The organism is Streptomyces sp. NPDC029151 (assembly GCF_055564315.1).
The window spans coordinates 25,377-48,290 of sequence record NZ_JBVHWQ010000002.1; the positions used below are offsets into that span (position 1 = coordinate 25,377).

Consider the following 22,914-nt stretch of genomic DNA (forward strand, 5'->3'; position numbering starts at 1 on the left):
TCCGACAGGCCACGACAGCAGGGAGACCTCCGTGCCTCATTCCATCGACGAAGCCTTCACGGCGCTTCCCCTACGGGCCCTCGCCGACGCGGCGCTCGCACGCGCGCGTGCGCTCGGGGCCGAGCACGCGGACTTCCGGTTCGAGCGGGTGCGCAGCGCTTCCTGGCGGCTGCGGGACGCCAAGCCCGCCGGATCGTCGGACACCACCGACCTCGGGTACGCGGTGCGTGTGGTGCACGGCGGTACGTGGGGCTTCGCGTCCGGGGTGGATCTGACCATGGACGCCGCCGCCCGGGTCGCCTCGCAGGCGGTGGCCATGGCGAAGCTGTCCGCGCAGGTGATCAGGGCCGCCGGGTCGGAGGAGCGGGTCGAGCTGGCCGACGAGCCGGTGCACGCCGACAGGACGTGGGTCTCGTCGTACGAGACCGACCCGTTCTCGGTACCGGACGAGGAGAAGTCGGCGCTGCTCGCGGAGTGGAGCGGCCGGCTGCTGCGCGCGAACGGCGTCGACCATGTGGACGCCTCGCTGCTCACCGTCCACGAGAACAAGTTCTACGCCGACACGGCCGGGACGGTGACCACCCAGCAGCGGGTACGGCTGCACCCGCAGCTCACGGCGGTGTCGGTCGACGAGTCGAGCGGGGAGTTCGACTCGATGCGCACCCTCGCGCCGCCGGTGGGCCGCGGCTGGGAGTACCTGACCGGGACCGGCTGGGACTGGGACGGCGAGCTGGAGCGGATCCCGGAGCTGCTCGCCGAGAAGATGCGGGCGCCCAGTGTGGAGCCGGGCCTGTACGACCTGGTGATCGACCCGTCCAACCTGTGGCTGACCATCCACGAGTCCATCGGGCACGCGACGGAGCTCGACCGGGCGCTCGGCTACGAGGCCGCGTACGCCGGCACCTCCTTCGCCACCTTCGACCAGCTGGGCAAGCTGAGGTACGGCTCCGAGCTGATGAACGTCACCGGTGACCGCACCGCCGAGCACGGCCTCGCCACCATCGGCTACGACGACGAGGGCGTCCAGGCCCAGTCCTGGGATTTGGTGAAGGACGGCACGCTCGTCGGCTACCAGCTGGACCGGCGGATCGCCCGGCTGACCGGGTTCGAGCGTTCCAACGGGTGCGCGTACGCCGACTCCCCCGCGCACGTCCCGGTGCAGCGCATGGCCAACGTCTCCCTGCGGCCGGATCCGGCCGGGCTGTCCACGGAGGACCTGATCGGCGGCGTCGACCGGGGTATCTACGTGGTCGGCGACCGGTCCTGGTCGATCGACATGCAGCGGTACAACTTCCAGTTCACCGGCCAGCGCTTCTTCAGGATCGAGAACGGGCGGATCACCGGGCAGCTGAAGGACGTCGCCTACCAGGCGACGACCACGGACTTCTGGGGCTCGATGGCCGCCGTGGGCGGACCGCAGACGTACGTCCTCGGCGGTGCCTTCAACTGCGGCAAGGCCCAGCCGGGCCAGGTGGCGGCCGTGTCCCACGGGTGCCCGTCCGCCCTCTTCAAGGGCGTCAACATTCTGAACACCACGCAGGAGGCCGGTCGATGAGCGCCCGCACCAACAAGCCGCACGAGGTCGTCGAGCAGGCGCTCGCGCTGTCCCGCGCCGACGGCTGTGTCGTCATCGCCGACGAGCACTCCACCGCCAACCTGCGCTGGGCGGGCAACGCGCTCACCACCAACGGCGTGACCCGGGGCCGTACGCTCACCGTGATCGCGACCGTGGACGGCAAGGAGGGCACCGCCTCGGGGGTGGTGTCACGGTCCGCGGTCACCGCGGAGGAGCTGGAGCCGCTGGTGCGGGCCGCCGAGGCCGCCGCCCGCGGTGCCGGGCCCGCCGAGGACGCGCAGCCGCTGGTCGGCGGGGTGCCGGAGTCCCCCGACTTCACGGACGCGCCCGCCGAGACCTCCTCCGCCGTCTTCGCGGACTTCGCCCCGGCCCTCGGCGAGGCCTTCGCACGCGCGCGTGCCGGCGACCGGGAGCTGTACGGCTTCGCCAACCACGAGCTGGTGTCGACGTACCTGGGCACCTCCACCGGGCTGCGCCTGAGGCACGACCAGCCCACCGGCACGCTGGAGCTGAACGCCAAGTCGCCGGACCGCACCCGTTCGGCGTGGGCCGGCCGGTCCACCCGGGACTTCAAGGACGTCGACCCGGGCGCGCTCGACGCCGAGCTGGCCGTACGGCTCGGCTGGGCGGAGCGGCGCGTGGACCTGCCCGCGGGCCGCTACGAGACGCTGCTGCCGCCCACCGCCGTGGCGGACCTGCTCATCTACCAGCTGTGGTCGGCCTCGGGCCGGGACGCGGCCGAGGGCCGGACGGTGTTCTCCAAGCCGGGTGGCGGCACCCGGGTCGGCGAGAGGCTGAGCGAGCTGCCGCTGACCCTGCGCAGCGACCCGAACGAGCCGGGGCTGGAGTGCCCGCCCTTCCTCATCGCCCACTCCTCCGGCGGGGACCAGTCGGTGTTCGACAACGGGCTGCCGGCTCACGCCACGGAGTGGATCGACAGGGGCGTGCTGAAGCACCTGACGACGACCCGGCACAGCGCCTCGCTGACCGGACTCCCGGTCGCGCCGGCGCTCGGCAACCTGATCCTGGACGGGGGCAACCGGTCCCTGGAGGAGATGGTCGCGGACACCGAGCGCGGGCTGCTGCTGACCTGCCTGTGGTACATCCGCGAGGTCGACCCGGCCACCCTGCTGCTGACGGGTCTGACCCGGGACGGCGTCTACCTCGTGGAGAACGGCGAGGTGACCGGGCAGGTGAACAACTTCCGGTTCAACGAGTCGCCGGTGGACCTGCTGGGCCGGGCCACGGAGGCGGGCCGGACCGAGAAGACCCTGCCGCGCGAGTGGAGCGACTGGTTCACCCGGGCCGCGATGCCCGCGCTGCGGATCCCCGATTTCAACATGAGCTCTGTCAGCCAGGGCGTATAACCTCGTAGACGTTCGTGGTCGGGTGTCACCCGGCTGCCCGAAGATCATCAAGGAGACACGAGAACCGTGACGGACATCGTCGACGAGCTGAAGTGGCGGGGGCTCATCGCCCTCTCCACGGACGAGGACGCACTGCGCAAGGCGTTCGCGGACGGCCCCGTCACGTTCTATTGCGGCTTCGACCCGACCGCGCCGAGTCTGCACCTCGGCAACCTGGTGCAGATCCTGACGATGCGCCGCATCCAGGAGGCGGGCAACCGTCCGCTGGCGCTGGTCGGCGGTGCCACGGGCCTCATCGGCGACCCGAAGCCCACGGCCGAGCGCACGCTGAACGCGCCGGAGGTCGTGGCCGGCTGGGTGGAGCGGCTGCGCGCGCAGATCGAGCCGCTGCTCCACTTCGACGGGCCGAACGCCGCGGTGATGGTCAACAACCTGGACTGGACCCAGGGCCTGTCGGCCATCGAGTTCCTGCGGGACATCGGCAAGCACTTCCGGGTCAACAAGATGATCGCCAAGGAGGCCGTCTCCCGGCGGCTCAACTCCGACGCGGGCATCAGTTACACCGAGTTCAGCTACCAGATCCTGCAGGGCATGGACTTCCTGGAGCTGTACCGGCGGCACGGCTGCACGCTGCAGACCGGCGGCAGCGACCAGTGGGGCAACCTCACCTCGGGCACGGACCTGATCCACCGGGCCGAGCCGGACGCCGTGGTGCACGCGCTGGGCACCCCGCTGATCACCAAGGCGGACGGCACCAAGTTCGGCAAGACCGAGTCCGGGACGGTGTGGCTCGACCCGGAGATGACCACGCCGTACGCGTTCTACCAGTTCTGGGTCAACGCGGACGACCGGGACGTCTCCAAGTTCCTGCGCATCTTCAGCTTCCGGTCCCGTGAGGAGATCGAGGAGCTGGAGCGGCAGACGCAGGAGCGTCCGCAGGCCCGGGCGGCCCAGCGGGCGCTCGCCGAGGAGCTGACGACGCTGGTGCACGGCGCCGACCAGACGGCGGCGGTGATCGCCGCGTCGCGTGCCCTGTTCGGGCAGGGCGAGCTGGCGGAGCTGGACGGGCGGACGCTGGCCGCGGCGCTGGCCGAGGTGCCGAACGTCCGGGTCACCGAGCTGGCTCCGGTGGTGGACCTGTTCGCCGAGGTCGGCCTGGTCGCCAGCAAGTCCGCCGCGCGGCGGACCGTGAAGGAGGGCGGGGCCTACGTGAACAACGTGAAGGTCGCCGCCGAGGACGCGGTGCCGGCGGCGGAGGACCTGCTTCACGGGCGGTGGCTGGTCCTGCGGCGCGGGAAGAAGAACCTGGCCGCGGTGGAGGTCACCGGCGCCTGAGCGTCGTGGGGGCGCCGGCGGCTGTGGCTTTGGTTCGTCGTGGTCGCCCGCGCCTTCGCGGGCGCCGCGTGCCGGCCCCGGTCCCGCGTCCCCCTTTCGCTTTCCGAGCTCAGGCCCGCTGGGCTTTCCTCTTGCCCAGCGTCGCCATGTAGAGGGCGTCGACGGCCGCGACGATGATGATGGCGGCCACCAGCTGGAAGATGTGCCGGCTCCAGTCGATGCCCCGGGTCGCCTCCACGCCGACCGCGCGGGCGACGGCGTTGCCCACGATGGCGCCCAGCATGCCGCAGATCGTGGTCAGCCACAGGGGGCTGTGCTGCTTGCCCGGGATGATCGCCTTGGCGATGAGGCCCAGCACGAATCCCACGATGATCGCCCACAACCAGCCCATGGCTTCCTCCTCGTACGGCTCGACGTGAGCAGTACGGCCAGTGTGGTGCGGTGCGCCGTACGGTGCACGTCGGGTTCGCCCGTACGCGGCGGGGCCCGGGGCGTCGTCGCAGGCAGGGGGCGACCCGGTCTCGTGGGCGGCGGGAGCGCGGCGTACCGTGGGAGGTGTCGCGGCCCGGTTTTCCCCGCCGGGTGGGGACGAGGGTGCGGGCCGGGGAGAGTCCGATGCGGGCGGATGGTGGGTTGTGATGCGGAAACAGCACGGCGGCGGCGTCCAGGTGTTCCGGATCACCGGTGCCCGGACCGGGCTCGCCGAGGATGTCCGGGGCCGGCAGCGGCGGTACGTGATCTCGATGTCGGTCCGTACCCTCTCGGTGATCCTGGCGGTCGCGCTGTGGAACGTCGAGCGGTACGTCGCCATCGCCGCGCTGGTGCTCGGTGCGGTCCTGCCCTACATCGCCGTGGTCATCGCCAACGCGGGCCGGGAGCGGCCGCCGTCCCTTCCGTCGACGTTCGTCGCCACGCCGGTGCGGCCGATGATCGCGCCGGTTCAGGACAAGTCCGGGGCCGAGGACGTACCACCGAATCCGGCCGCCGGAGTGCGCGGTGAGCGCCCCGGTCCGGCCTGAGCAGGGCGGACGCGGTCAAAGCGGAATGCATTTATGCGCCAACCTCAAGAAAAGCTCAGATCAATCATGCTGTTCCGGTGCCGGGCGGCGGGGTAGCCGTGACATACTGCGTACGCGCTCCGCATCCCCCGTCGGAGCGATGGACCGACGCCGGGCAGCTCCCCCCGTGGCTGCCCGGCGTCGCCCTGTTCGCGCCCTTTCGGCCCGGTCCTTCGCCGGCCCCCTCTCTACGCCCTTCGTGAGACGAACCCGAGACGAAACCGTGAGTGACGAGACCCCGATCTGCTCCGCCAAGGGCTGCCGTGCCGCCGCCGTGTGGGTGCTGGCGTGGAACAACCCCAAGGTCCACACCCCGGAGCGGCGCAAGACATGGCTGGCGTGCGAGGAGCACCGCGAGCATCTGTCGCAGTTCCTCGGGGTCCGGGGGTTCCTGAAGGACGTGGTGGCGTTCGAGGAGTGGCGGGCGGCCGAGGAGGCCTGACCCCGTCGCCCGGTCCGGGACAGCGGTCCTAGCCGCCGATCGCGGACATCGGGCGGTCCGGCTGCACGAACGACGGGTCGTCCAGGCCCGCTCCGGCCTTCTTGCCCCACATCGCCTGGCGCCAGACGCGGGCGATCTCCTCGTCCGGGGCGCCCGAGCGCAGGGCCGCGCGCAGGTCGGTCTCCTCGGTGGCGAACAGACAGGTGCGGACCTGGCCGTCGGCGGTGAGACGGGTGCGGTCGCAGGCGGCGCAGAACGGCCGGGTGACCGAGGCGATCACACCGACCCGGTGCGGTCCGCCGTCGACCACCCAGCGCTCCGCGGGTGCCGAGCCGCGCACCTGCGCGCCCTCGGGGCTGAGGTCGAAGCGGGTGCGCAGGGAGGCGAGGATGTCCCCGGCGGTGACCATGCCCTCGCGCTTCCAGCCGTGCTGGGCGTCCAGGGGCATCTGCTCGATGAACCGCAGCTCGTACTCGTGCTCCATCGCCCAGGCGAGGAGGTCCGGGGCCTCGTCGTCGTTCAGCCCCGGCATCAGGACGGAGTTGACCTTGACGGGGGTCAGACCGGCCTCGCGGGCGGCTTCGAGGCCGTCCAGCACGTCCTTGTGGCGGTCGCGTCGGGTGAGGGTCTTGAAGACGTCCGGGCGCAGGGTGTCCAGGGAGACGTTGACCCGGTCCAGGCCGGCCGCCCGCAGGGCGGTCGCGGTGCGGCGGAGGCCGATGCCGTTGGTGGTGAGGGACATCTGCGGGCGCGGGTCGAGGGCCGCGACGCGCTCGACGATGCCGACCAGACCCGGGCGCAGCAGCGGTTCGCCGCCGGTGAAGCGGACCTCCTCGATGCCGAGGGTGCGGACCGCGATGTCGATGAGCCGGACGATCTCGTCGTCCGTGAGCAGGTCGGGCTTGGCCAGCCACTGCAGGCCCTCCTCGGGCATGCAGTAGGTGCAGCGCAGGTTGCAGCGGTCGGTCAGCGAGACCCTCAGGTCGGTGGCCACCCGGCCGTAGGTGTCGATGAGCACGTGGGCCCCCTCCCTCTCCCGATCACTCATTCTCGGTCGTACGTACGTCCTCCGTCACCTGCGAGCGTACGTGACCCCGCCGACATCGACAGCGGCCCGATCCCACGAGGTACGACGCGACCGCGTCGTAGGACCGTACAGTCCCGTACGACGCGGTCGTCCGTACGAACCCTCAGTGCGCTCCGGTGCCGGTCAGGGACCGCACCTCCAGTTCCGCGTACTTGCCCGCGTCCGGGGCCTCCTTCGACAGCAGGGTGCCCACGACGCCGAGGAGGAAGCCGACCGGGATGGAGATGATGCCGGGGTTCTCCAGCGGGAACCACTGGAAGTCGGCCTCCGGGAACATCGAGGTCGGCTTGCCGGAGACGACCGGGGAGAACAGCACCAGGCCGACCGCGGTGACCAGGCCTCCGTAGATGGACCACAGCGCGCCCGTGGTGGTGAACCGCTTCCAGAACAGGCTGTAGAGGATGGTCGGCAGGTTGGCGGAGGCGGCGACCGCGAAGGCGAGGGCGACGAGGCCGGCCACGTTCAGGTCGCGGGCCAGGGCGCCGAGCACGATCGAGACGGCGCCGATGCCGACGGTGGCCCATCGGGCGGCGCTCACCTCCTGCTTCTCGGTGGCCTGGCCCTTCCTGATGACGTTCGCGTAGATGTCGTGGGCGAACGAGGACGAGGAGGCCAGGGTCAGGCCGGCGACGACCGCGAGGATCGTGGCGAAGGCGACGGCGGAGATGGTGGCGAGCAGGACGGCTCCCCAGTTGGAGCCGACGCCGCCCAGGTGCAGGGCGAGCAGGGGGGCCGCCGTGTTGCCCGCCTTGTTGGAGGTGATGATCTCGTCCGGTCTGATGAGCGCGGCGGCGCCGAAGCCGAGGGCGAGGGTCATCAGGTAGAAGGCGCCGATCAGGCCGATCGCCCAGATCACGGACTTGCGGGCCGCCTTGGCGGTGGGGACCGTGTAGAAGCGGATCAGGATGTGCGGCAGGCCGGCGGTGCCGAGGACCAGGGCGATGCCGAGCGAGAGGAAGTCGAGTTTGGTGGTGCCGGTGGCGCCGTACTTCAGGCCGGGCTCCAGGAACGCGCTGCCCTTGCCGCTGTTGTCGGCGGCCTTGCCGAGCAGCTCGGAGATGTTGAAGTCGAACTTGAGCAGGACCAGGAAGGTCAGCAGCAGGGCGCCGATGATCAGCAGGACCGCCTTGACCATCTGGACCCAGGTGGTGCCCTTCATCCCGCCGATGGTGACGTACACGATCATCAGCAGGCCGACCAGGGCGACGATGCCGATCTTGCCGCCGTCGCTGGTGATGCCGAGGAGCAGGGAGACGAGGACGCCGGCTCCGGCCATCTGGGCGAGCAGGTAGAAGATCGACACGACGATCGTGGAGGTGCCGGCGGCGGTGCGGACGGGGCGCTGGCGCATCCGGTAGGCCAGTACGTCGCCCATGGTGTAGCGGCCCGAGTTGCGCAGCGGTTCGGCCACCAGGAGCAGGGCGACGAGCCAGGCGACGAGGAAGCCGATGGAGTACAGGAAGCCGTCGTAGCCGAAGAGGGCGATGGCACCGGCGATGCCGAGGAAGGAGGCGGCGGACATGTAGTCGCCCGAGACGGCGAGGCCGTTCTGGAAGCCGGTGAACTGCCGTCCGCCGGCGTAGAAGTCGGCGGCGTCCTTGGTCTGCCGGCCGGCCCAGACGGTGATGACGAGGGTCGCGGCGACGAACACCGCGAACAGGGTGATGATCAGCGTCCGGTGCTCGCTCGCCTCGCCGGCGGCGAGCAGGGTGTGCGACGCCCGGCCGGTGGCCGTCAGGGTGTGCTGCGCGGGGCTCATGCTCCGCCCTCCATCCGGGACTTGATGGCCTCGGCCTTCGGGTCGAGCTTGGCGGCGGCGTGCCGCGCGTACCACCAGGCGATGAGGAACGTGGTGAGGAACTGGGCGAGGCCCAGGACGAGGGCCACGTTGATGTTGCCGACGACCTTGGTGCCCATGAGACCGCCCGCGTAGTTGGAGAGCAGGACGTACAGCAGATACCAGGCGGTGAAGGCGATGGTCAGCGGGAAGGCGAAGGAGCGGTGGGAGCGGCGCAGTTCACCGAACTCCGCGCTCTGCTGCACCTCGGTGAACTCCTCGGTGGAGGGAAGGGAAGCTGGGGGTTTCGCGGGTGGCGGTGTCTCGGTAGCCACGGGCTCTCCTCGCGTCACGGACATGCGCTGTCTGGCCTCTCAGGACCCGGGAGGTCACGTTACCTTGCGTCGCGTCGCGACTGCGGTGCGTGATTCCGGCCGGGGGCGCCGACTCGACGGGCCCCCGTCCACGGTCACGGTCCCCCGCGCGGACCGGTTCACGTCCGCCGGACCCTTTCGGAGATCGCGCGCGGCGGATAGCTTCGGCCTGCACCACTCGTCATGCACCTGCCCGAGCACCATCCGTGTCTCGGGCTGTTCCGTATCCGGATGATGTGGAGATCCCATGGCTCATCTGCGCTCCAGACGCCGCCTCGCGCTCGCCGTGCCGGTCGTGCTGTCGCTGACCGCCTCGCTCGGCTTCCTGCCGTCGGTGGCCTCGGCGGCGCCCGCCGCCGCTACGGTGGCACGGGCGGCGGACGGTCCGAGTCTCGCCTACGTGGTCAACACCCGCGCCGACCACGGCACGATCGAGTCCGTGCGGCGCGAGATAGCCCGCAACGGCGGGACTGTCGTGGCGAGTTACGACCGGATCGGCGTCATCGTCGTCCACTCCGCGAACCCGGACTTCGGCGCGCGGATGCGCGCGGTGCGCGGGGTCGACTCGGCGGGCGCGACCCGTACGGCACCGCTCAGCGCGGCGGGGACCACCGACGAGGGCGCGGCCCAGGTCCTGTCCCGGGCGGAGCAGGCGCGGCTCACGGCGAGCGCGGCGCCGGGCGAGGAGCCGCTGGAGGCGGACCAGTGGGACCTGCGGGCGATCGGCGCGGACAGGGCCGCGCGGATCAACCCGGGCAGCCGGAACGTGACGGTCGGTGTCATCGACACGGGTGTCGACGACACCCACCCGGACATCGCCCCGAACTTCTCCGCGTCCCAGTCGGCGAACTGTGTGAGCGGCAAGGCGGACACCACGTACGGCGCGTGGCGGCCGGCGGACGCCGACCACTACCACGGCACCCATGTGGCCGGCGAGATCGCCGCGGCCCGCAACGGCATCGGTGTGGCAGGGGTGGCGCCGGGGGTGAAGGTCGCGAGCATCACCGTGGCCCAGCCGGACGCGACCTCGCTGTTCTACCCGGAGAGCGTGGTCTGCGCGTTCGTGTTCGCCGCGGACCACGGCATCGAGATCACCAACAACAGCTACTACGTTGATCCGTGGCTGTACAACTGCATGGACGACCCCGATCAACGTGCCATCGTTGACGCGGTCAACAGGGCCCAGCTGTACGCACAGCGCAAGGGCACGCTCAACGTCGCCTCGGCGGGCAACTCCAACGACGACCTGGACGCCGACGCGATCGTGGACGACTCCAGCCCCGACGACTCGACGGCCCACACCCGCACGGTCGACCCGCACGAGTGCTTCGACGTGCCGACCCAGCTGCCCGGCGTGGTGACCGTGAGCGCGGTGGGCGTGAAGGGCACCAAGTCGTACTACTCCAGCTACGGCCGGGGCGTGGTCGACGTCGCCGGTCCGGGCGGCGACAAGTACCAGATCCCGGACACGCCGTCGAAGAACGGCCGCATCCTGTCCACCATGCCGAACAACCAGTACGGCTTCCTGCAGGGCACCTCGATGGCCTCGCCGCACGTCGCCGCGGTGGCCGCGCTGCTCAAGTCCTCCCATCCGCACGCGACTCCGGCCCAGCTGCAGGCGCTGCTGAAGGCGGAGGCGGACAACCCGGGCTGCCCGGCGGAGCCGTACGACGGCGACGGGGACGGCGTCGTGGACGCGACGTGCGCCGGGGGCAAGCGGGTGAACGGCTTCTTCGGCTTCGGGATCGTCAACGCGCTGCGGGCGGTCCGGTAGCGGTAGTTCACGTCAAGGGCGTCCACCTCACCATGCATGCGTGATCGCCGTCCCGGCGCTCATATTGATTGAATCAATAATGCATAGTGAAGTAATGATGCAAATCAAGGATGCCTGGGAGGCGCTGGGCGGGCGGCCGGGTCCCGTGTCGCGGGTCTCGGCCGTCACGCGCCGGGACGTGCTCGGCGCGAGGCTGCCCGTCCGGGAACTGGCACGCGCGTGTGTGGGTGCGTGTGCGCTGGCCGCCGCGGAGCTGGGGGCGCGGCGGGCCGGGCTCGCGGAGGTGCCGGCGGTCACCGTGGACGACGGCGCGGTGGCCGCGGCCTTCCACAGCGAGCGGCTGATCCGGACAGACGGCCGGGCGCCGGTCGCGTTCGCGCCGCTGTCGCGGTTCTGGCGGACCGCCGACGGCTGGGTGCGCACCCACGCCAACTACCCGCACCACCGGGAGCGGCTGCTCGCCGCGCTGGGCCTGCCCGCGGACGCCTCGGTGGAGCAGGTCGCCGGCCTGCTCGCCGAGCGCTCCGCCCTGGAGACCGAGGAGGCCGTCCTCGGCGCCGGCGGCCTCGCCGTGGCCCTGCGCACCCCGCAGGAGTGGCGGGCGCACCCGCAGGCCGCCGAGGTGGCGGCCCGGCCGCTGGTCGAGCGGACGGTGCTGGACACGGCACCCGCGCGCGTGCTGCCGCCGGTGGACCGGGCCGCCGTTCCCCTGCTGCCCGCGGCCGGGCTGCGTGTGCTGGACCTGACCCGGGTGCTGGCGGGCCCGGTCGCCACGCGCACCCTGGGGCTGCTGGGCGCGGACGTGCTGCGCGTGGACGCCCCGTGGTCGCCGGAACTCGCGGACCTGCACGCCGACACGGGGTTCGGCAAGCGGTCCGCCACGCTGGACCTGGCCGCCGGCCGGGACACCCTGGAGGAGCTGCTGAGCACGGCCGACGTCGTGGTGACCGGGTACCGGCCGGGCGCCCTCGACCGGTTCGGGCTCGCCCCGCGCGCGCTGGCCGAGCGGCACCCCGGTCTGGTGGTGGCCCAGGTGTCGGCGTGGGGCGGGTACGGGCCGTGGGCCGGGCGGCGCGGCTTCGACAGCCTGGTGCAGGTCGCGACCGGCATCGCGGTGACCGAGGGCGCGGCGGACCGGCCCGGCGCGCTGCCCGCGCAGGCCCTGGACCACGGCACCGGCTACCTGCTGGCGGCGGCCGTGCTGCGGGCGCTGACCGAGCAGTCGTACGACGGCGGGAGCCGGCTGGTCCGCCTGGCACTGGCCCGGACCGCCCACTGGCTGACGACCGGCATCGCCCCGGACGCACCGGACCAGGGCGGCGCGCCCTCCCCCGGCCCGGACCCCTGGCTGACGGAGACCGACAGCCCCCTCGGCCGGCTGCGGCACGCCCGCCCGGCCGTGTCCTTCACCGACGCCCCCACCGGCTGGGCCCGGCCTGCCACACCCTGGGGGGCGGAGCCGGCCGTGTGGCGGTGAGACGCGCACGCCTGGCCGGGCGTACCGGGTCCGGCTGGTCGTACCGGGCCTCGCCGGGCCTACCGGGCCCTCAAGCGGCGGCCTCACCCGTCGTGCCGGACCCGGCCGGGCGCACCGGGCGTCGCCGGCCGCCCCCGACTGACGGGGAACCGGGCCTCGCCGGTCAGTTGCCGTTGGTGACGAGCACCTTCAGGGCCGTGCGCTCGTCCATGGCCTTGTAGCCGGACGGGACGCCCTCGATGTCGACGGTCATGTCGAACACCGGGGAGGGGTCGATCGTTCCGTCGAGCACGTCGGGCAGCAGCTCGGGGATGTAGGCGCGGACCGGGGCGACGCCGCCGCGCAGGGCGATGTTGCGGTCGAACATCACGCCCAGGTCCAGGCCGGTGCCGCTGCCGTGGGGCACGCCCACGAAGCCGATGGCGCCGCCGTCGCGGGTGATGCCGACGGCCGTCCGCATGGACTGCTCGGTGCCGACCGCCTCCACGACGGCGTGGGCGCCCTGGCCGCGGGTCAGCTCGCGGACGGCCTCGACGGCCGCGTCCCCGCGCTCGGCGACGACGTCGGTGGCGCCGAACCGGCGCGCGAGGGCGGTCCGCGTCTCGTGCCGGCCGAGCGCGATGATCCGCTCGGCGCCGAGCCGCTTGGCGGCCAGGACGGCGCACAGGCCGACCGCGCCGTCACCGACGACGGCGACCGTGGCACCGGGCCGGACGCCCGCGCCGAGGGCGGCGTGGTGGCCGGTGCCGAGGACGTCGGAGAGGGTCAGCAGGGCGGACAGCAGGTGGTCGTCGGAGGCCGCTTCCTTGGGCAGCCGGACGAGGGTGCCGTCGGCGAAGGGCACGCGTACGGCCTCGCCCTGGCCGCCGTCGTAGCCGACGGAGCCCCAGAAGCCGCCGTGCTCGCAGGACGTGGTCAGGCCCTCGCGGCAGTAGTCGCAGACGCCGTCGGACCACATGAAGGGCGCGACCACCAGGTCACCGCGCCTGACGGTGCTCACGCCGGAACCGGCCTCCTCGACGATCCCGAGGAACTCGTGCCCGATCCGCTGTCCCGGCTGCCGGGCCGCCTCACCGCGGTAGGCCCACAGGTCGCTGCCGCAGATGCACGCCCGCAGCACCCGCACGACGGCATCGGTGGGCAGCTGCACCAGGGGCTCGGGCACGTCCTCCACGCGCATGTCGTACGGGGCGTGGATGGTGGTGGCGCGCATGACGGGAATCCTTCTCGTGCGGGGTGGTGCGAGATCGCGGGGGGGCGCTCGGGGTGGCCGTGCGCCCTTCACGGTACGACGTCTCCCGCGCGGGACGCGCGTCGAGGTGCGGTCAGGCCCCCACCGCCCCCAGCAGGGTCCCCGCCCCGTACGTCACCCCCATCGCCAGCGCCCCGCCGGCCACGTTGCGCAGCACCGCCCGCTTCGGGTCGGCGGCGCCCAGGCGGGCGCTGGTCCAGCCGGTGAGGACGAGGGCGGCCAGGACCGAGACGACGGTGACGGTCAGGCGCAGGCCCGGCGGGGGCAGGACGATGGCCAGCAGGGGCAGCAGCGCGCCCACGGTGAACGACAGGAAGCTCGCCCAGGCCGCGCTCCAGGGGTTGGTCAGTTCGTCGGGGTCGATGCCCAGCTCCACGCGCGCGTGGGCCTTCAGCGCGTCGCGCGCGGTGAGCTGTTCGGCGGCCTCGCGGGCCACCTCGTGGGAGAGGCCGCGTCCCTCCAGCAGGGCGGTCAGCTCCCGCAGTTCGGCCTCGGGCTGCTCGCGCAGCTCCCGCTTCTCCGCGGCCAGCGCGGCCATCTCGGAGTCGCGCTGGGTGGACACCGAGACGTACTCGCCGGCCGCCATGGACAGGGAGCCGGCGAGCAGGCCGGCCAGTCCGGCGGTGAGCAGGGCGTTCCGGCTCTCGGTCGCGCCGGCCACGCCGACGACCAGTCCCGCGGTGGAGACGATGCCGTCGTTCGCGCCGAGCACGGCCGCGCGCAGCCAGTTCAGCCGGGAGCCCAGGGCGCCGCCGTGGGCCTCGTCGTGGGTGGGTTCCGTCACAGCAGGGAGGATCCCACCCCCGGGGTCACGGCCACCGCACCGACGCCCCGCGCACCGGCTGCTCCCCTTCGTCGCCGGACCGGCTGCTCCCCGTCCTCGCCGGACCGGCCGGGCGGGCTGCCGCAGCCGTGCGAACTCCGGGTGGCATCGGCGGAGTTCGGCGACGCGCCGCGGCGGGCCCTGCGGACACCGGCCGTTGGCGCACCGGAGAGCACGGGCCCGGCGCGGCCGCGCACGCGTGCCGCCGACGGCCGGGACCTGAGGGGACGCCAGGGTGAGCGTCGTACGAGCGCCGAACTCGCCGGGCCCTGGGCGTGTGTGCGGTAACCGGGCGGGAGGGCGAGCCGGGGCGGGCGGCGGGGACCTGAGGGACCGCGTTGTCGGTCGTGGCCCGTATCCTCAGTGACCATGCTCGAAGACCGTGCGACCGCAGTGTCCTCCCCCACCCGGTGGCCGGCCGCGTATCCGCAGGGATACGCGGTCGTTGACGTGGAGACCACCGGCCTGGCCCGGGACGACCGCATCATCTCCGCGGCCGTCTACCGGCTGGACGCGCGCGGGGAGGTCGAGGACCACTGGTACACGCTGGTCAACCCGGAGCGGGACCCGGGGCCGGTGTGGATACACGGTCTGACGAGCGAGGTGCTCGACGGCGCGCCGCTGTTCGGGGACATCGCCGAGGAGTTCGCCGCCCGGCTGGACGGCCGGGTGCTCGTCGCGCACAACGCGGTCTTCGACTGGCAGATGATCGCGCGGGAGTACGCGCGCGTGCGGCGCGAGGCCCCGGTGCGCCAGCGGCTGTGCACCATCGCGCTGTCGAAGGAGCTGCAGCTGCCGCTGCCGAACCACAAGCTGGAGTCGCTGGCGGCGCACTTCGGGGTCGTGCAGCAGCGGGCGCACCACGCACTGGACGACGCACGGGTGCTGGCGGAGGCGTTCCGGCCCAGTCTGCGGGCCGCGGCGGCGGGCGGCGTACGGCTGCCGCTGCTGGAGTGCCGGCCGCTGACGGAGTGGTCGGACCGGCCGGTGCCGCGGCAGTCGTCGGGCGGCTACGGCGGCTACCGGGGCGGCAGTTGGCGCCCCTCCCGCAAAAGGCCCGCATGCCCCTATCCCAACCCGGGTCGCTACGAAGACGGCAAACGCCTCAAACAGGGCATGCGGGTGGCCTTCTCCGGCGACACCTCGACCGAGCGGGAGCTGCTGGAGGACCGTGCCGTCGAGGCCGGGCTGCACGTCGCCACCAGCATCTCCCGGCTGACCAGCCTGCTGGTGACCAACGACCCCGACTCGGGCACGTCGAAGACGGTCAAGGCACGGCAGTACGGCACCCCGGTCGTGGACGAGGCCGCGTTCGGCCAGCTGCTCGGGGACGTCGAGCCCGCCGACGGGTAGACGCCACACGGTCGGGTGATCGTACGGACGGGTGATTGCCGCACGACTCACCCGGCCCCGGCTCGCCCGCGGACCGGTGACGCCTCACCCTGTGGCGCATGGCGAAATGCGAAGTTTGCGGCAATGACTACGGGATGGCCTTCGAGGTCCACGCACAGGGCGCCGTCCACGTCTTCGACTGCTTCTCCTGTGCGATCCACCGCATGGCCCCCGTCTGCGAGAACTGCAAGGTCTCGATCATCGGCCAGGGGGTGGAGGCCGACGGCATGTTCTACTGCGGCGCCCACTGCGCCCGGGAACAGGGGAAGGCGGGGATCGTCGACCGCGTCTGACCCGGTACCCGCCCGAATGCACCCCACGCCCCGGAGGTACCGTCGTGGGGTGCACCGTTACCGCTTCCTGTCGTCCCGCCAGTGGGTGATCCTCACGCTCGTCGCGATCGCGCTGATCCCGACGATGATCCGGCTGGGTTTCTGGCAGCAGCACCGGTACGAGGAGCGCACCGCCCGCAACGACCTGGTCTCCACGGCGCTGCACGCCAAGCCGGTCCCGGTCGAGCGGCTGACCTCCCCCGGGCACCACGTGACCCGCGCCGAGAAGTACCGCACGGTCACCGCGACCGGCACCTTCGACACCGCCAGGGAGGTGGTGGTCCGGCGCCGGACGAACTCCGACGACCAGGTCGGCTTCCACGTCCTCACCCCGTTCGTCCTCGACGACGGCAAGGTGCTGCTGGTCAACCGCGGATGGATCCCCGCGAACGGCGTGCAGACCGCCTTCCCGAAGGTCCCCGCCCCGCCGGCCGGCCGGGTCACCGTCACGGGGCGCCTGATGGCCGACGAGACGACCGCGGCGAGCGGCATCAAGAACGTCAGGGGCCTGCCCGACCGGCAGATCATGCTGATCAACAGCGCCGAGGAGGCACACCGGCTGGGCGCCGAGGTGCTCGGCGGATACATCCAGCAGACCGCACCACGGGCCAAGGGCGGCTCCCCGGAGCAGATCTCCGACCCGGGCAGCGAGGACGCTCCGCTGAACTACGCGTACATGATCCAGTGGTGGCTGTTCGCGGCGGCCGTTCCGGTCGGCTGGTGGTTCCTGGTCCGGCGGGAGCTCCGCGACCAGGAGGAGGCGGCGGCGGAGCGGCAGCCGCAGGAGAGCGCGCCCGAGGAGAGCGAGTCGGCCGCGGTGTGACCCCGGGACGTCACTCCCCCGGCGTCCCACTGATTGGCCCCCTGGCCCCACGGGAAACCGCATCCCGTGAACGCGCGCATCGAGGACTACGCCCTCATCGGAGACGAGCAGACCACGGCCCTGGTCGGCAAGGACGGCTCCATCGACTGGCTGTGCCTGCCGCGCTTCGACTCCGGTGCCTGCTTCGCCCGGCTGCTGGGTGACGACGACCACGGCCACTGGCGGATCGCCCCCACGGGGGCGGACGTCTGCACCCGCCGCGCCTACCGGCCCGACACCCTCGTCCTGGACACCGAGTGGGAGACCGCCGACGGCACGGTACGCGTCACCGACCTGATGCCGCAGCGCGAGCACGCCCCCGACGTCGTCCGGATCGTGGAGGGGGTCAGCGGCCGGGTCACCGTCCACAGCACGCTGCGCCTGCGCTTCGACTACGGCTCGATCACACCGTGGGTGCGCCGCTCCGACGGCCACCGGGTGGCCGTCGCCGGGCCGGACTCCGCCTGGCTGCGCTCCGAGCCGGCCGTGCACACCTGGGGCGAGGACTTCGGCACCCACGCGGAGTTCACCGTCGCCGAGGGGGAGCGGGTCGCGTTCGTGCTGACCTGGCACCCCTCGCACGAGAGACGCCCGCCGCTCATCGACCCGTACGAGGCGCTGGAGAGCAGCGTCACCGACTGGCGGCGCTGGGCCCGCCGGTGCCGCTACGACGGCCCCTACCGGGACGCGGTCGTCCGCTCCCTCATCACCCTCAAGGCCCTCACCTACGCCCCGACCGGCGGGATCGTCGCCGCGCCGACCACCTCGCTGCCCGAGCAGCCGGGCGGGGTGCGCAACTGGGACTACCGGTACTGCTGGCTGCGCGACGCCACCCTCACCCTCGGCGTACTGCTCAAGGCGGGCTATCACGAGGAGGCCGAGGCCTGGCGGAACTGGCTGCTGCGCGCGGTCGCCGGCGACCCGGCCGACCTGCAGATCATGTACGGCGTCGCGGGCGAGCGGCGGCTGCCGGAGACCGAACTGCCCTGGCTGCCCGGCTTCGCCGGCTCCTCCCCCGTACGCACCGGCAACGCCGCCGTCGACCAGCTCCAGCTGGACGTGTACGGCGAGGTGATGGACGCGCTGTCGCTGGCCCGCTCCTCCGGCCTGCCCTCGAAGCCCCACATGTGGGCCCTGCAGCGCTCGCTGCTGACGTTCCTGGAATCGGCGTGGCGGCAGCCGGACGAGGGGCTGTGGGAGGTGCGCGGCGGCCGGCGGCGGTTCGTGCACTCCAAGGTGATGGTGTGGGTGGCCGCCGACCGGGCGGTGCGGACCCTGGAGAAGCACCACGAGCTGCGCGGTGACCTGGAGGGCTGGCGCAGACTGCGGGACGAGGTGCACCGGGAGGTGTGCGAGAAGGGCTTCGACCCGGAGCGCAACACCTTCACCCAGTCCTACGGTTCCCGGGAACTCGACGCCTCCCTGCTGCTCATCCCGCGTGTGGGGTTCCTGCCTCCGGACGACCCGCGGGTGGTCGGCACGGTCGACGCGATCCGCGACGGCCTCGGCCACGGCGGCTTCCTGCGCCGCTACGACACCGAGGATTCGGTGGTCGACGGGCTGCCGAGCGGCGAGGGTGCCTTCCTCGCCTGCTCGTTCTGGCTGGCCGACGCGCTGCACCTGACCGGCCGGACGGAGGAGGCGCGCGCACTGTTCGACCGGCTGGTGGGCCTGTGCAACGACGTGGGTCTGCTGGCCGAGGAGTACGACCCGTCGGACGGCCGCCAGCTGGGCAACTTCCCGCAGGCGTTCAGCCACGTCGGCCTGGTGAACACCGCCCTCACCCTGTTCGGGTGCGAGCAGGCAGGATAGGGCCATGGATCTTGGACTGAAGGACAGGGTGTACGTCGTCACCGGCGCCACCCGCGGGCTGGGCAACGCCACCGCGCGGGAGCTGATCGCGGACGGGGCGAAGGTGGTCGTCACGGGGCGGGACGGGAAGCGGGTCGCCGACGCGGCCGCCGAACTGGGCCCGAACGCGGTCGGTGTGGCCGTGGACAACGCCGACGCGGGGGCTCCCGAGCGGCTGGTCGCCGCCGCCCGTGAGCACTTCGGCGGCTTTCACGGGGTGCTGGTGAGCGTGGGCGGGCCGCCGCCCGGGTTCGTCGCCGACACCACCGACGAGCAGTGGCGGGACGCGTTCGAGTCGGTGTTCCTGGGCGCGGTGCGGCTCGCCCGCGCGGCGGCGGCCGAGCTGGAGGAGGGCGGTGTCATCGGGTTCGTGCTGTCGGGCTCGGTGTACGAGCCGATCCCCGGGCTGACGGTGTCCAACGGGCTGCGGCCCGGACTCGCCGGGTTCGCCAAGTCGCTCTCCGACGAGCTGGGGCCGCGCGGGATCCGGGTGGTGGGGCTGGTGCCGGGGCGTATCGACACGGACCGCGTGCGCGAGCTGGACGCGCGCTCGGCGGACCCCGACGCCACGCGGGCGGCCAGCGAGTCGCGGATCCCGTTGCGCAGGTACGGGGCGCCGCAGGAGTTCGGGCGGGTGGCGGCCTTCGTGCTGTCGCCGGCGGCCTCGTACCTGACCGGGGTCATGGTGCCGGTGGACGGCGGCTCGCGGCACGGCTTCTGACGGCCCGCGCCGCACGCGCTCACCGCCGTGCTCCCCCGGGGGAGCACGGCGTTCGTCCCCGGGACCGACGGCCTGTGGTGCGACGCGCCGGGCCCCGGACGCGGCCCGGCAGGCCCGCGTGGTGGTACGTGGCGCGGGACGTCCTGCCGGGCCGGTCGGCGGGGGCCGTGCCGATCAGCGTCGGGAGCCGGCCGGGGAGGTCATTCGCCGAGGCCGGCCAGGTCCCGCAGCCGCCGGGCCTGGGCGGCCCGCTCGGCCGCGCGCTGCTCGTCGTACGTACGGTCCACCGCACCCTGGAGCAGCGCCTTGGTCTCCACGACGGCGTCCCGCGGTGCGGCCAGCAGCGCGGCCGCCAGGTCCCGTACGGCAGCGTCGAGTTCCCCCGCGGGCACCGCGAGGTTGGCCAGCCCGCTCGACACCGCCTCCTCGGCCCCGACGAACCGCCCGGTCGCGCAGATCTCCAGCGCGCGGGCGTATCCGACGAGCCCGACCAGCGGGTGCGTGCCGGTCAGGTCGGGTACGAGGCCGAGGCTGGTCTCGCGCATGGCGAACTGCACGTCGTCGGCGACGACCCGCAGGTCGCAGCCGAGCGCGAGCTGGAAGCCGGCCCCGATGGCATGTCCCTGGACGGCGGCGATGGACACGAGGTCGGTCCGCCGCCACCAGGTGAAGGCCTCCTGGAATTCGGCGATGGTCGCGTCGAGCCCGGCGTCGTCACGGCGCGCGAGTTCGATGAAGGACGGCTCGCCCGGGATCCCCTCCGGAGTGAACATCTGGCGGTCCAGCCCGGCGGAGAAGGACTTGCCCTCGCCCCGCAGCACGACGACGCGGACGGAGCCCGGCAGCAGCCGCCCGGCCTCGGCGAGCGCCCGCCACAGGGCGGGGCTCTGCGCGTTGCGCTTGGCCGGGTTGGTCAGCGTCACCGTGGCGAGCGCGTCGTCGACGGTGAGCCGTACGCCGTCCTTGTCGAGTGCGGGAACGAGGTCCTGCTCGGGCGAAGCCATGGGGCGCCTCCGATGGGTGCGGTCAGCAGAGCGAAGCTAAGTGACTGCACAGTAACCACCCGGCCGGTCGGTTCGCCGACCGGGTGGCCACCATCGAAGCCGATGGGCCGCCCGGAGTCAGGACGAAGCGGCCTTCTTACCCCGGGTCGCTCCGCCACGCCCACGGAGCGTGACGCCCGACTCGCTGAGCATCCGGTGCACGAAGCCATACGAGCGGCCGGTCTCCTCGGCCAGTGCCCGGATGCTCGCACCGGAGTCGTACTTCTTCTTCAGGTCTGCCGCGAGCTTGTCGCGCGCGGCGCCGGTCACCCGGCTGCCCTTCTTCAGAGTCTCGGCCACCCGTGCCTCCTCATGGGAAGTGCGCTCTGGTCTCCTCATGATCACCCCTCCCGGGCCCGATGGCCACCCATTCGGCAAGGTCGGTGAGACATCGTTGTGACGACAGGAGCGGGCCCCCACAAGCGGAAGTGGAAATTCCATGGGGGTGCGGTCCGCGGGGCCGTACGGGTGGATTCGCGAAGTGCCAGGTCAGCGACGCGAAACGGCCGACCCCCCGACTGCCGGGGGATCGGCCGGAAAATCCGTGTACGACACACCTCGATACGAGGAGATCTCACACAGATGATGGATCACGGATCGGCCGAATGATCCATACACAGTGGATCAGGCTTTCGATCACGCCGGGTCCGGTCACACCAGGTCCGGGTCACCCCGCATCCGGTCACGCCAGGGCGACGAGATCCGCGTAGTCGGAGCCCCACAGGTCCTCGACGCCGTCCGGGAGCAGGATGATCCGCTCCGGCTGGAGCGCCTCGACGGCCCCCTCGTCGTGCGTGACGAGGACGACCGCGCCCTTGTAGGTGCGCAGGGCGCCGAGGATCTCCTCGCGGCTGGCCGGGTCCAGGTTGTTGGTCGGCTCGTCCAGGAGCAGCACGTTCGCGGAGGAGACGACCAGGGTGGCCAGGGCGAGGCGGGTCTTCTCGCCGCCGGAGAGGACCCCGGCCGGCTTGTCGACGTCGTCACCGGAGAACAGGAACGAGCCGAGCACCTTGCGGACCTCGACCAGGTCCATGTCGGGGGCGGCCGAGCGCATGTTCTCCAGAACGGTGCGGTCGGCGTCCAGGGTCTCGTGCTCCTGCGCGTAGTAGCCGAGCTTGAGGCCGTGGCCGGGGACGACCCGGCCGGTGTCCGGCGTCTCCACGCCCGCGAGCAGTCGCAGCAGGGTGGTCTTGCCGGCGCCGTTGAGGCCGAGGATGACGACCCGCGAGCCCTTGTCGATGGCGAGGTCGACGTCGGTGAAGATCTCCAGCGAGCCGTACGACTTCGACAGGCCCTCGGCCGTCAGCGGGGTCTTGCCGCAGGGCGCCGGCTCCGGGAAGCGGAGCTTGGCGACCTTGTCGGACACCCGGACCGCGTCCAGGCCCGCGAGGAGCTTGTCGGCCCGGCGCGCCATGTTCTGCGCGGCAACGGTCTTGGTCGCCTTCGCCCGCATCTTGTCGGCCTGCGAGTGCAGCGCGGCGGCCTTCTTCTCCGCGTTGGCCCGCTCCCGCTTGCGGCGCTTCTCGTCGGCCTCGCGCTGCTGCTGGTACAGCTTCCAGCCCATGTTGTAGACGTCGATCACGGACCGGTTCGCGTCCAGGTAGAACACCTTGTTGACGACCGTCTCGACCAGGTCGACGTCGTGGGAGATCACGATGAAGCCGCCGCGGTAGGTCTTCAGGTAGTCCCGCAGCCAGATGATCGAGTCCGCGTCGAGGTGGTTGGTCGGCTCGTCGAGCAGCAGGGTGTCGGCATCGGAGAACAGGATCCGGGCCAGCTCGATACGGCGGCGCTGACCGCCGGAGAGCGTGTGCAGCGGCTGGCCGAGCACCCGGTCGGGCAGGTTCAGCGCGGCGGCGATGGTGGCGGCCTCGGCCTCGGCGGCGTACCCGCCCTTGGTGAGGAACTCCGTCTCCTGGCGCTCGTACTGCCTGAGGGCCTTCTCGCGGGTCGAGCCCTTGCCGGTCGCGATGCGCTCCTCGTTCTCGCGCATCTTGCGGATCAGCACGTCCAGGCCGCGCGCGGAGAGGACCCGGTCGCGGGCCAGGACGTCGAGGTCGCCGGTGCGGGGGTCCTGCGGGAGGTAGCCGACCTCGCCGGAGCGGGTGACGGTGCCGGACGCCGGGATGCCCTCGCCGGCGAGGACCTTGGTGAGGGTGGTCTTGCCCGCGCCGTTGCGGCCGACGAGACCGATGCGGTCGCCCTTGGCGACACGGAAGGTGGCGTTCTCGATGAGGACGCGCGCACCGGCGCGCAGCTCGATACCGGAGGCGGAGATCAAGGACAGACTCCAGGGCGTACAGGGAGGTTGGCGGGTGGGCGGCTGAGGACGTTCCCGCCGTCTAATGCGCGAGGAGAATGGCCATGGGGA

Annotated in this window: 21 protein-coding genes; 12 read left to right on the forward strand and 9 right to left on the reverse strand. The window is 72.4% G+C overall.

Annotation, left to right across the window (positions count from 1 at the left end; genetic code table 11):
* Nucleotides 1-31: 31 nt before the first annotated feature.
* The 3 genes from ACZ4VF_RS07850 to tyrS all read left to right on the forward strand — a co-directional run bounded on the left by ACZ4VF_RS07850 (nt 32) and on the right by tyrS (nt 4,278).
* Nucleotides 32-1,555, forward strand: a complete 1,524-nt coding sequence (locus ACZ4VF_RS07850) for a TldD/PmbA family protein (RefSeq protein ID WP_467923819.1) — start codon at nt 32-34, stop codon at nt 1,553-1,555.
* Complete coding sequence (locus ACZ4VF_RS07855) at nt 1,552-2,943, forward strand: metallopeptidase TldD-related protein (protein ID WP_467923820.1); 1,392 nt, start codon at nt 1,552-1,554, stop codon at nt 2,941-2,943. Before ACZ4VF_RS07850 ends, ACZ4VF_RS07855 begins: the two co-directional genes overlap by 4 nt.
* 66 nt (nt 2,944-3,009) lie before the next feature.
* The gene (tyrS, locus tag ACZ4VF_RS07860) at nt 3,010-4,278 is read left to right on the forward strand and encodes a tyrosine--tRNA ligase (RefSeq protein ID WP_467923821.1); all 1,269 of its coding nucleotides are present in this window, start codon (nt 3,010-3,012) and stop codon (nt 4,276-4,278) included.
* A gap of 109 nt (nt 4,279-4,387) precedes the next feature.
* Here the strand turns inward: tyrS and ACZ4VF_RS07865 are convergent, their stop codons facing one another.
* Nucleotides 4,388-4,669, reverse strand: coding sequence for a GlsB/YeaQ/YmgE family stress response membrane protein (locus tag ACZ4VF_RS07865; RefSeq protein ID WP_467923822.1), 282 nt, complete (start codon nt 4,667-4,669; stop codon nt 4,388-4,390).
* 247 nt (nt 4,670-4,916) lie between these two features.
* Here ACZ4VF_RS07865 and ACZ4VF_RS07870 point away from each other — a divergent pair, with 247 nt between their 5' ends.
* A complete protein-coding gene (locus ACZ4VF_RS07870; RefSeq protein WP_467923823.1) occupies nt 4,917-5,297 on the forward strand; it encodes a DUF3099 domain-containing protein in 381 nt (126 codons plus the stop codon).
* 262 nt (nt 5,298-5,559) lie between these two features.
* A complete protein-coding gene (locus ACZ4VF_RS07875) occupies nt 5,560-5,778 on the forward strand; it encodes a hypothetical protein (RefSeq protein WP_189307007.1) in 219 nt (72 codons plus the stop codon).
* A gap of 28 nt (nt 5,779-5,806) precedes the next feature.
* Here the strand turns inward: ACZ4VF_RS07875 and moaA are convergent, their stop codons facing one another.
* The 3 genes from moaA to ACZ4VF_RS07890 form a co-directional block, all read right to left on the reverse strand.
* The gene (gene moaA, locus ACZ4VF_RS07880; RefSeq protein ID WP_467923824.1) at nt 5,807-6,796 is read right to left on the reverse strand and encodes a GTP 3',8-cyclase MoaA; all 990 of its coding nucleotides are present in this window, start codon (nt 6,794-6,796) and stop codon (nt 5,807-5,809) included.
* A 172-nt stretch (nt 6,797-6,968) separates the two neighbouring features.
* A complete protein-coding gene (locus tag ACZ4VF_RS07885; RefSeq protein ID WP_467923825.1) occupies nt 6,969-8,624 on the reverse strand; it encodes a solute symporter family protein in 1,656 nt (551 codons plus the stop codon).
* Complete coding sequence (locus ACZ4VF_RS07890; RefSeq protein ID WP_467923826.1) at nt 8,621-8,977, reverse strand: DUF485 domain-containing protein; 357 nt, start codon at nt 8,975-8,977, stop codon at nt 8,621-8,623. The genes ACZ4VF_RS07885 and ACZ4VF_RS07890 overlap by 4 nt, the downstream gene beginning before the upstream one ends.
* 286 nt (nt 8,978-9,263) lie before the next feature.
* On the opposite strand from ACZ4VF_RS07890, the gene ACZ4VF_RS07895 reads away from it, so the two are divergent.
* Both ACZ4VF_RS07895 and ACZ4VF_RS07900 read left to right on the forward strand, forming a co-directional pair.
* Entirely contained in the window at nt 9,264-10,790 is a 1,527-nt protein-coding gene (locus ACZ4VF_RS07895) for a S8 family peptidase (RefSeq protein WP_467923827.1), read from the forward strand.
* Nucleotides 10,791-10,884: 94 nt separating this feature from the next.
* On the forward strand, nt 10,885-12,267 hold the full coding sequence (locus ACZ4VF_RS07900) for a CoA transferase (RefSeq protein WP_467923828.1): 1,383 nt from the start codon (nt 10,885-10,887) through the stop codon (nt 12,265-12,267).
* Nucleotides 12,268-12,430: 163 nt separating this feature from the next.
* On the opposite strand, the gene ACZ4VF_RS07905 is transcribed toward ACZ4VF_RS07900, so the two are convergent.
* Entirely contained in the window at nt 12,431-13,480 is a 1,050-nt protein-coding gene (locus ACZ4VF_RS07905) for a zinc-dependent alcohol dehydrogenase family protein (RefSeq protein ID WP_467923829.1), read from the reverse strand.
* A gap of 112 nt (nt 13,481-13,592) precedes the next feature.
* The gene (locus tag ACZ4VF_RS07910; RefSeq protein ID WP_467923830.1) at nt 13,593-14,303 is read right to left on the reverse strand and encodes a VIT1/CCC1 transporter family protein; all 711 of its coding nucleotides are present in this window, start codon (nt 14,301-14,303) and stop codon (nt 13,593-13,595) included.
* Between the two features lie 408 nt (nt 14,304-14,711).
* Here ACZ4VF_RS07910 and ACZ4VF_RS07915 point away from each other — a divergent pair, with 408 nt between their 5' ends.
* The 5 genes from ACZ4VF_RS07915 to ACZ4VF_RS07935 all read left to right on the forward strand — a co-directional run bounded on the left by ACZ4VF_RS07915 (nt 14,712) and on the right by ACZ4VF_RS07935 (nt 19,500).
* Nucleotides 14,712-15,695, forward strand: a complete 984-nt coding sequence (locus ACZ4VF_RS07915; protein WP_467923831.1) for a DEDDh family exonuclease — start codon at nt 14,712-14,714, stop codon at nt 15,693-15,695.
* A 98-nt stretch (nt 15,696-15,793) separates the two neighbouring features.
* Nucleotides 15,794-16,027 carry a hypothetical protein gene (locus ACZ4VF_RS07920; RefSeq protein WP_356150861.1) on the forward strand — a complete coding sequence of 78 codons (234 nt, stop codon included), beginning with the start codon at nt 15,794-15,796 and terminating at the stop codon, nt 16,025-16,027.
* A 49-nt stretch (nt 16,028-16,076) separates the two neighbouring features.
* Nucleotides 16,077-16,889, forward strand: coding sequence for an SURF1 family cytochrome oxidase biogenesis protein (locus ACZ4VF_RS07925; protein ID WP_467923832.1), 813 nt, complete (start codon nt 16,077-16,079; stop codon nt 16,887-16,889).
* Between the two features lie 66 nt (nt 16,890-16,955).
* Nucleotides 16,956-18,740, forward strand: coding sequence for a glycoside hydrolase family 15 protein (locus ACZ4VF_RS07930; RefSeq protein ID WP_467923833.1), 1,785 nt, complete (start codon nt 16,956-16,958; stop codon nt 18,738-18,740).
* A gap of 4 nt (nt 18,741-18,744) precedes the next feature.
* A complete protein-coding gene (locus ACZ4VF_RS07935) occupies nt 18,745-19,500 on the forward strand; it encodes an SDR family oxidoreductase (protein WP_467923834.1) in 756 nt (251 codons plus the stop codon).
* A gap of 200 nt (nt 19,501-19,700) precedes the next feature.
* Here the strand turns inward: ACZ4VF_RS07935 and ACZ4VF_RS07940 are convergent, their stop codons facing one another.
* The 3 genes from ACZ4VF_RS07940 to ACZ4VF_RS07950 form a co-directional block, all read right to left on the reverse strand.
* Nucleotides 19,701-20,504, reverse strand: coding sequence for an enoyl-CoA hydratase/isomerase family protein (locus tag ACZ4VF_RS07940; protein WP_467923835.1), 804 nt, complete (start codon nt 20,502-20,504; stop codon nt 19,701-19,703).
* Nucleotides 20,505-20,621: 117 nt separating this feature from the next.
* On the reverse strand, nt 20,622-20,843 hold the full coding sequence (locus ACZ4VF_RS07945) for a helix-turn-helix domain-containing protein (protein WP_004002281.1): 222 nt from the start codon (nt 20,841-20,843) through the stop codon (nt 20,622-20,624).
* Between the two features lie 382 nt (nt 20,844-21,225).
* Nucleotides 21,226-22,824: an ABC-F family ATP-binding cassette domain-containing protein gene (locus ACZ4VF_RS07950; protein WP_467923836.1), complete on the reverse strand. Its 1,599-nt coding sequence runs from the start codon at nt 22,822-22,824 to the stop codon at nt 21,226-21,228.
* Nucleotides 22,825-22,914: the final 90 nt, after the last annotated feature.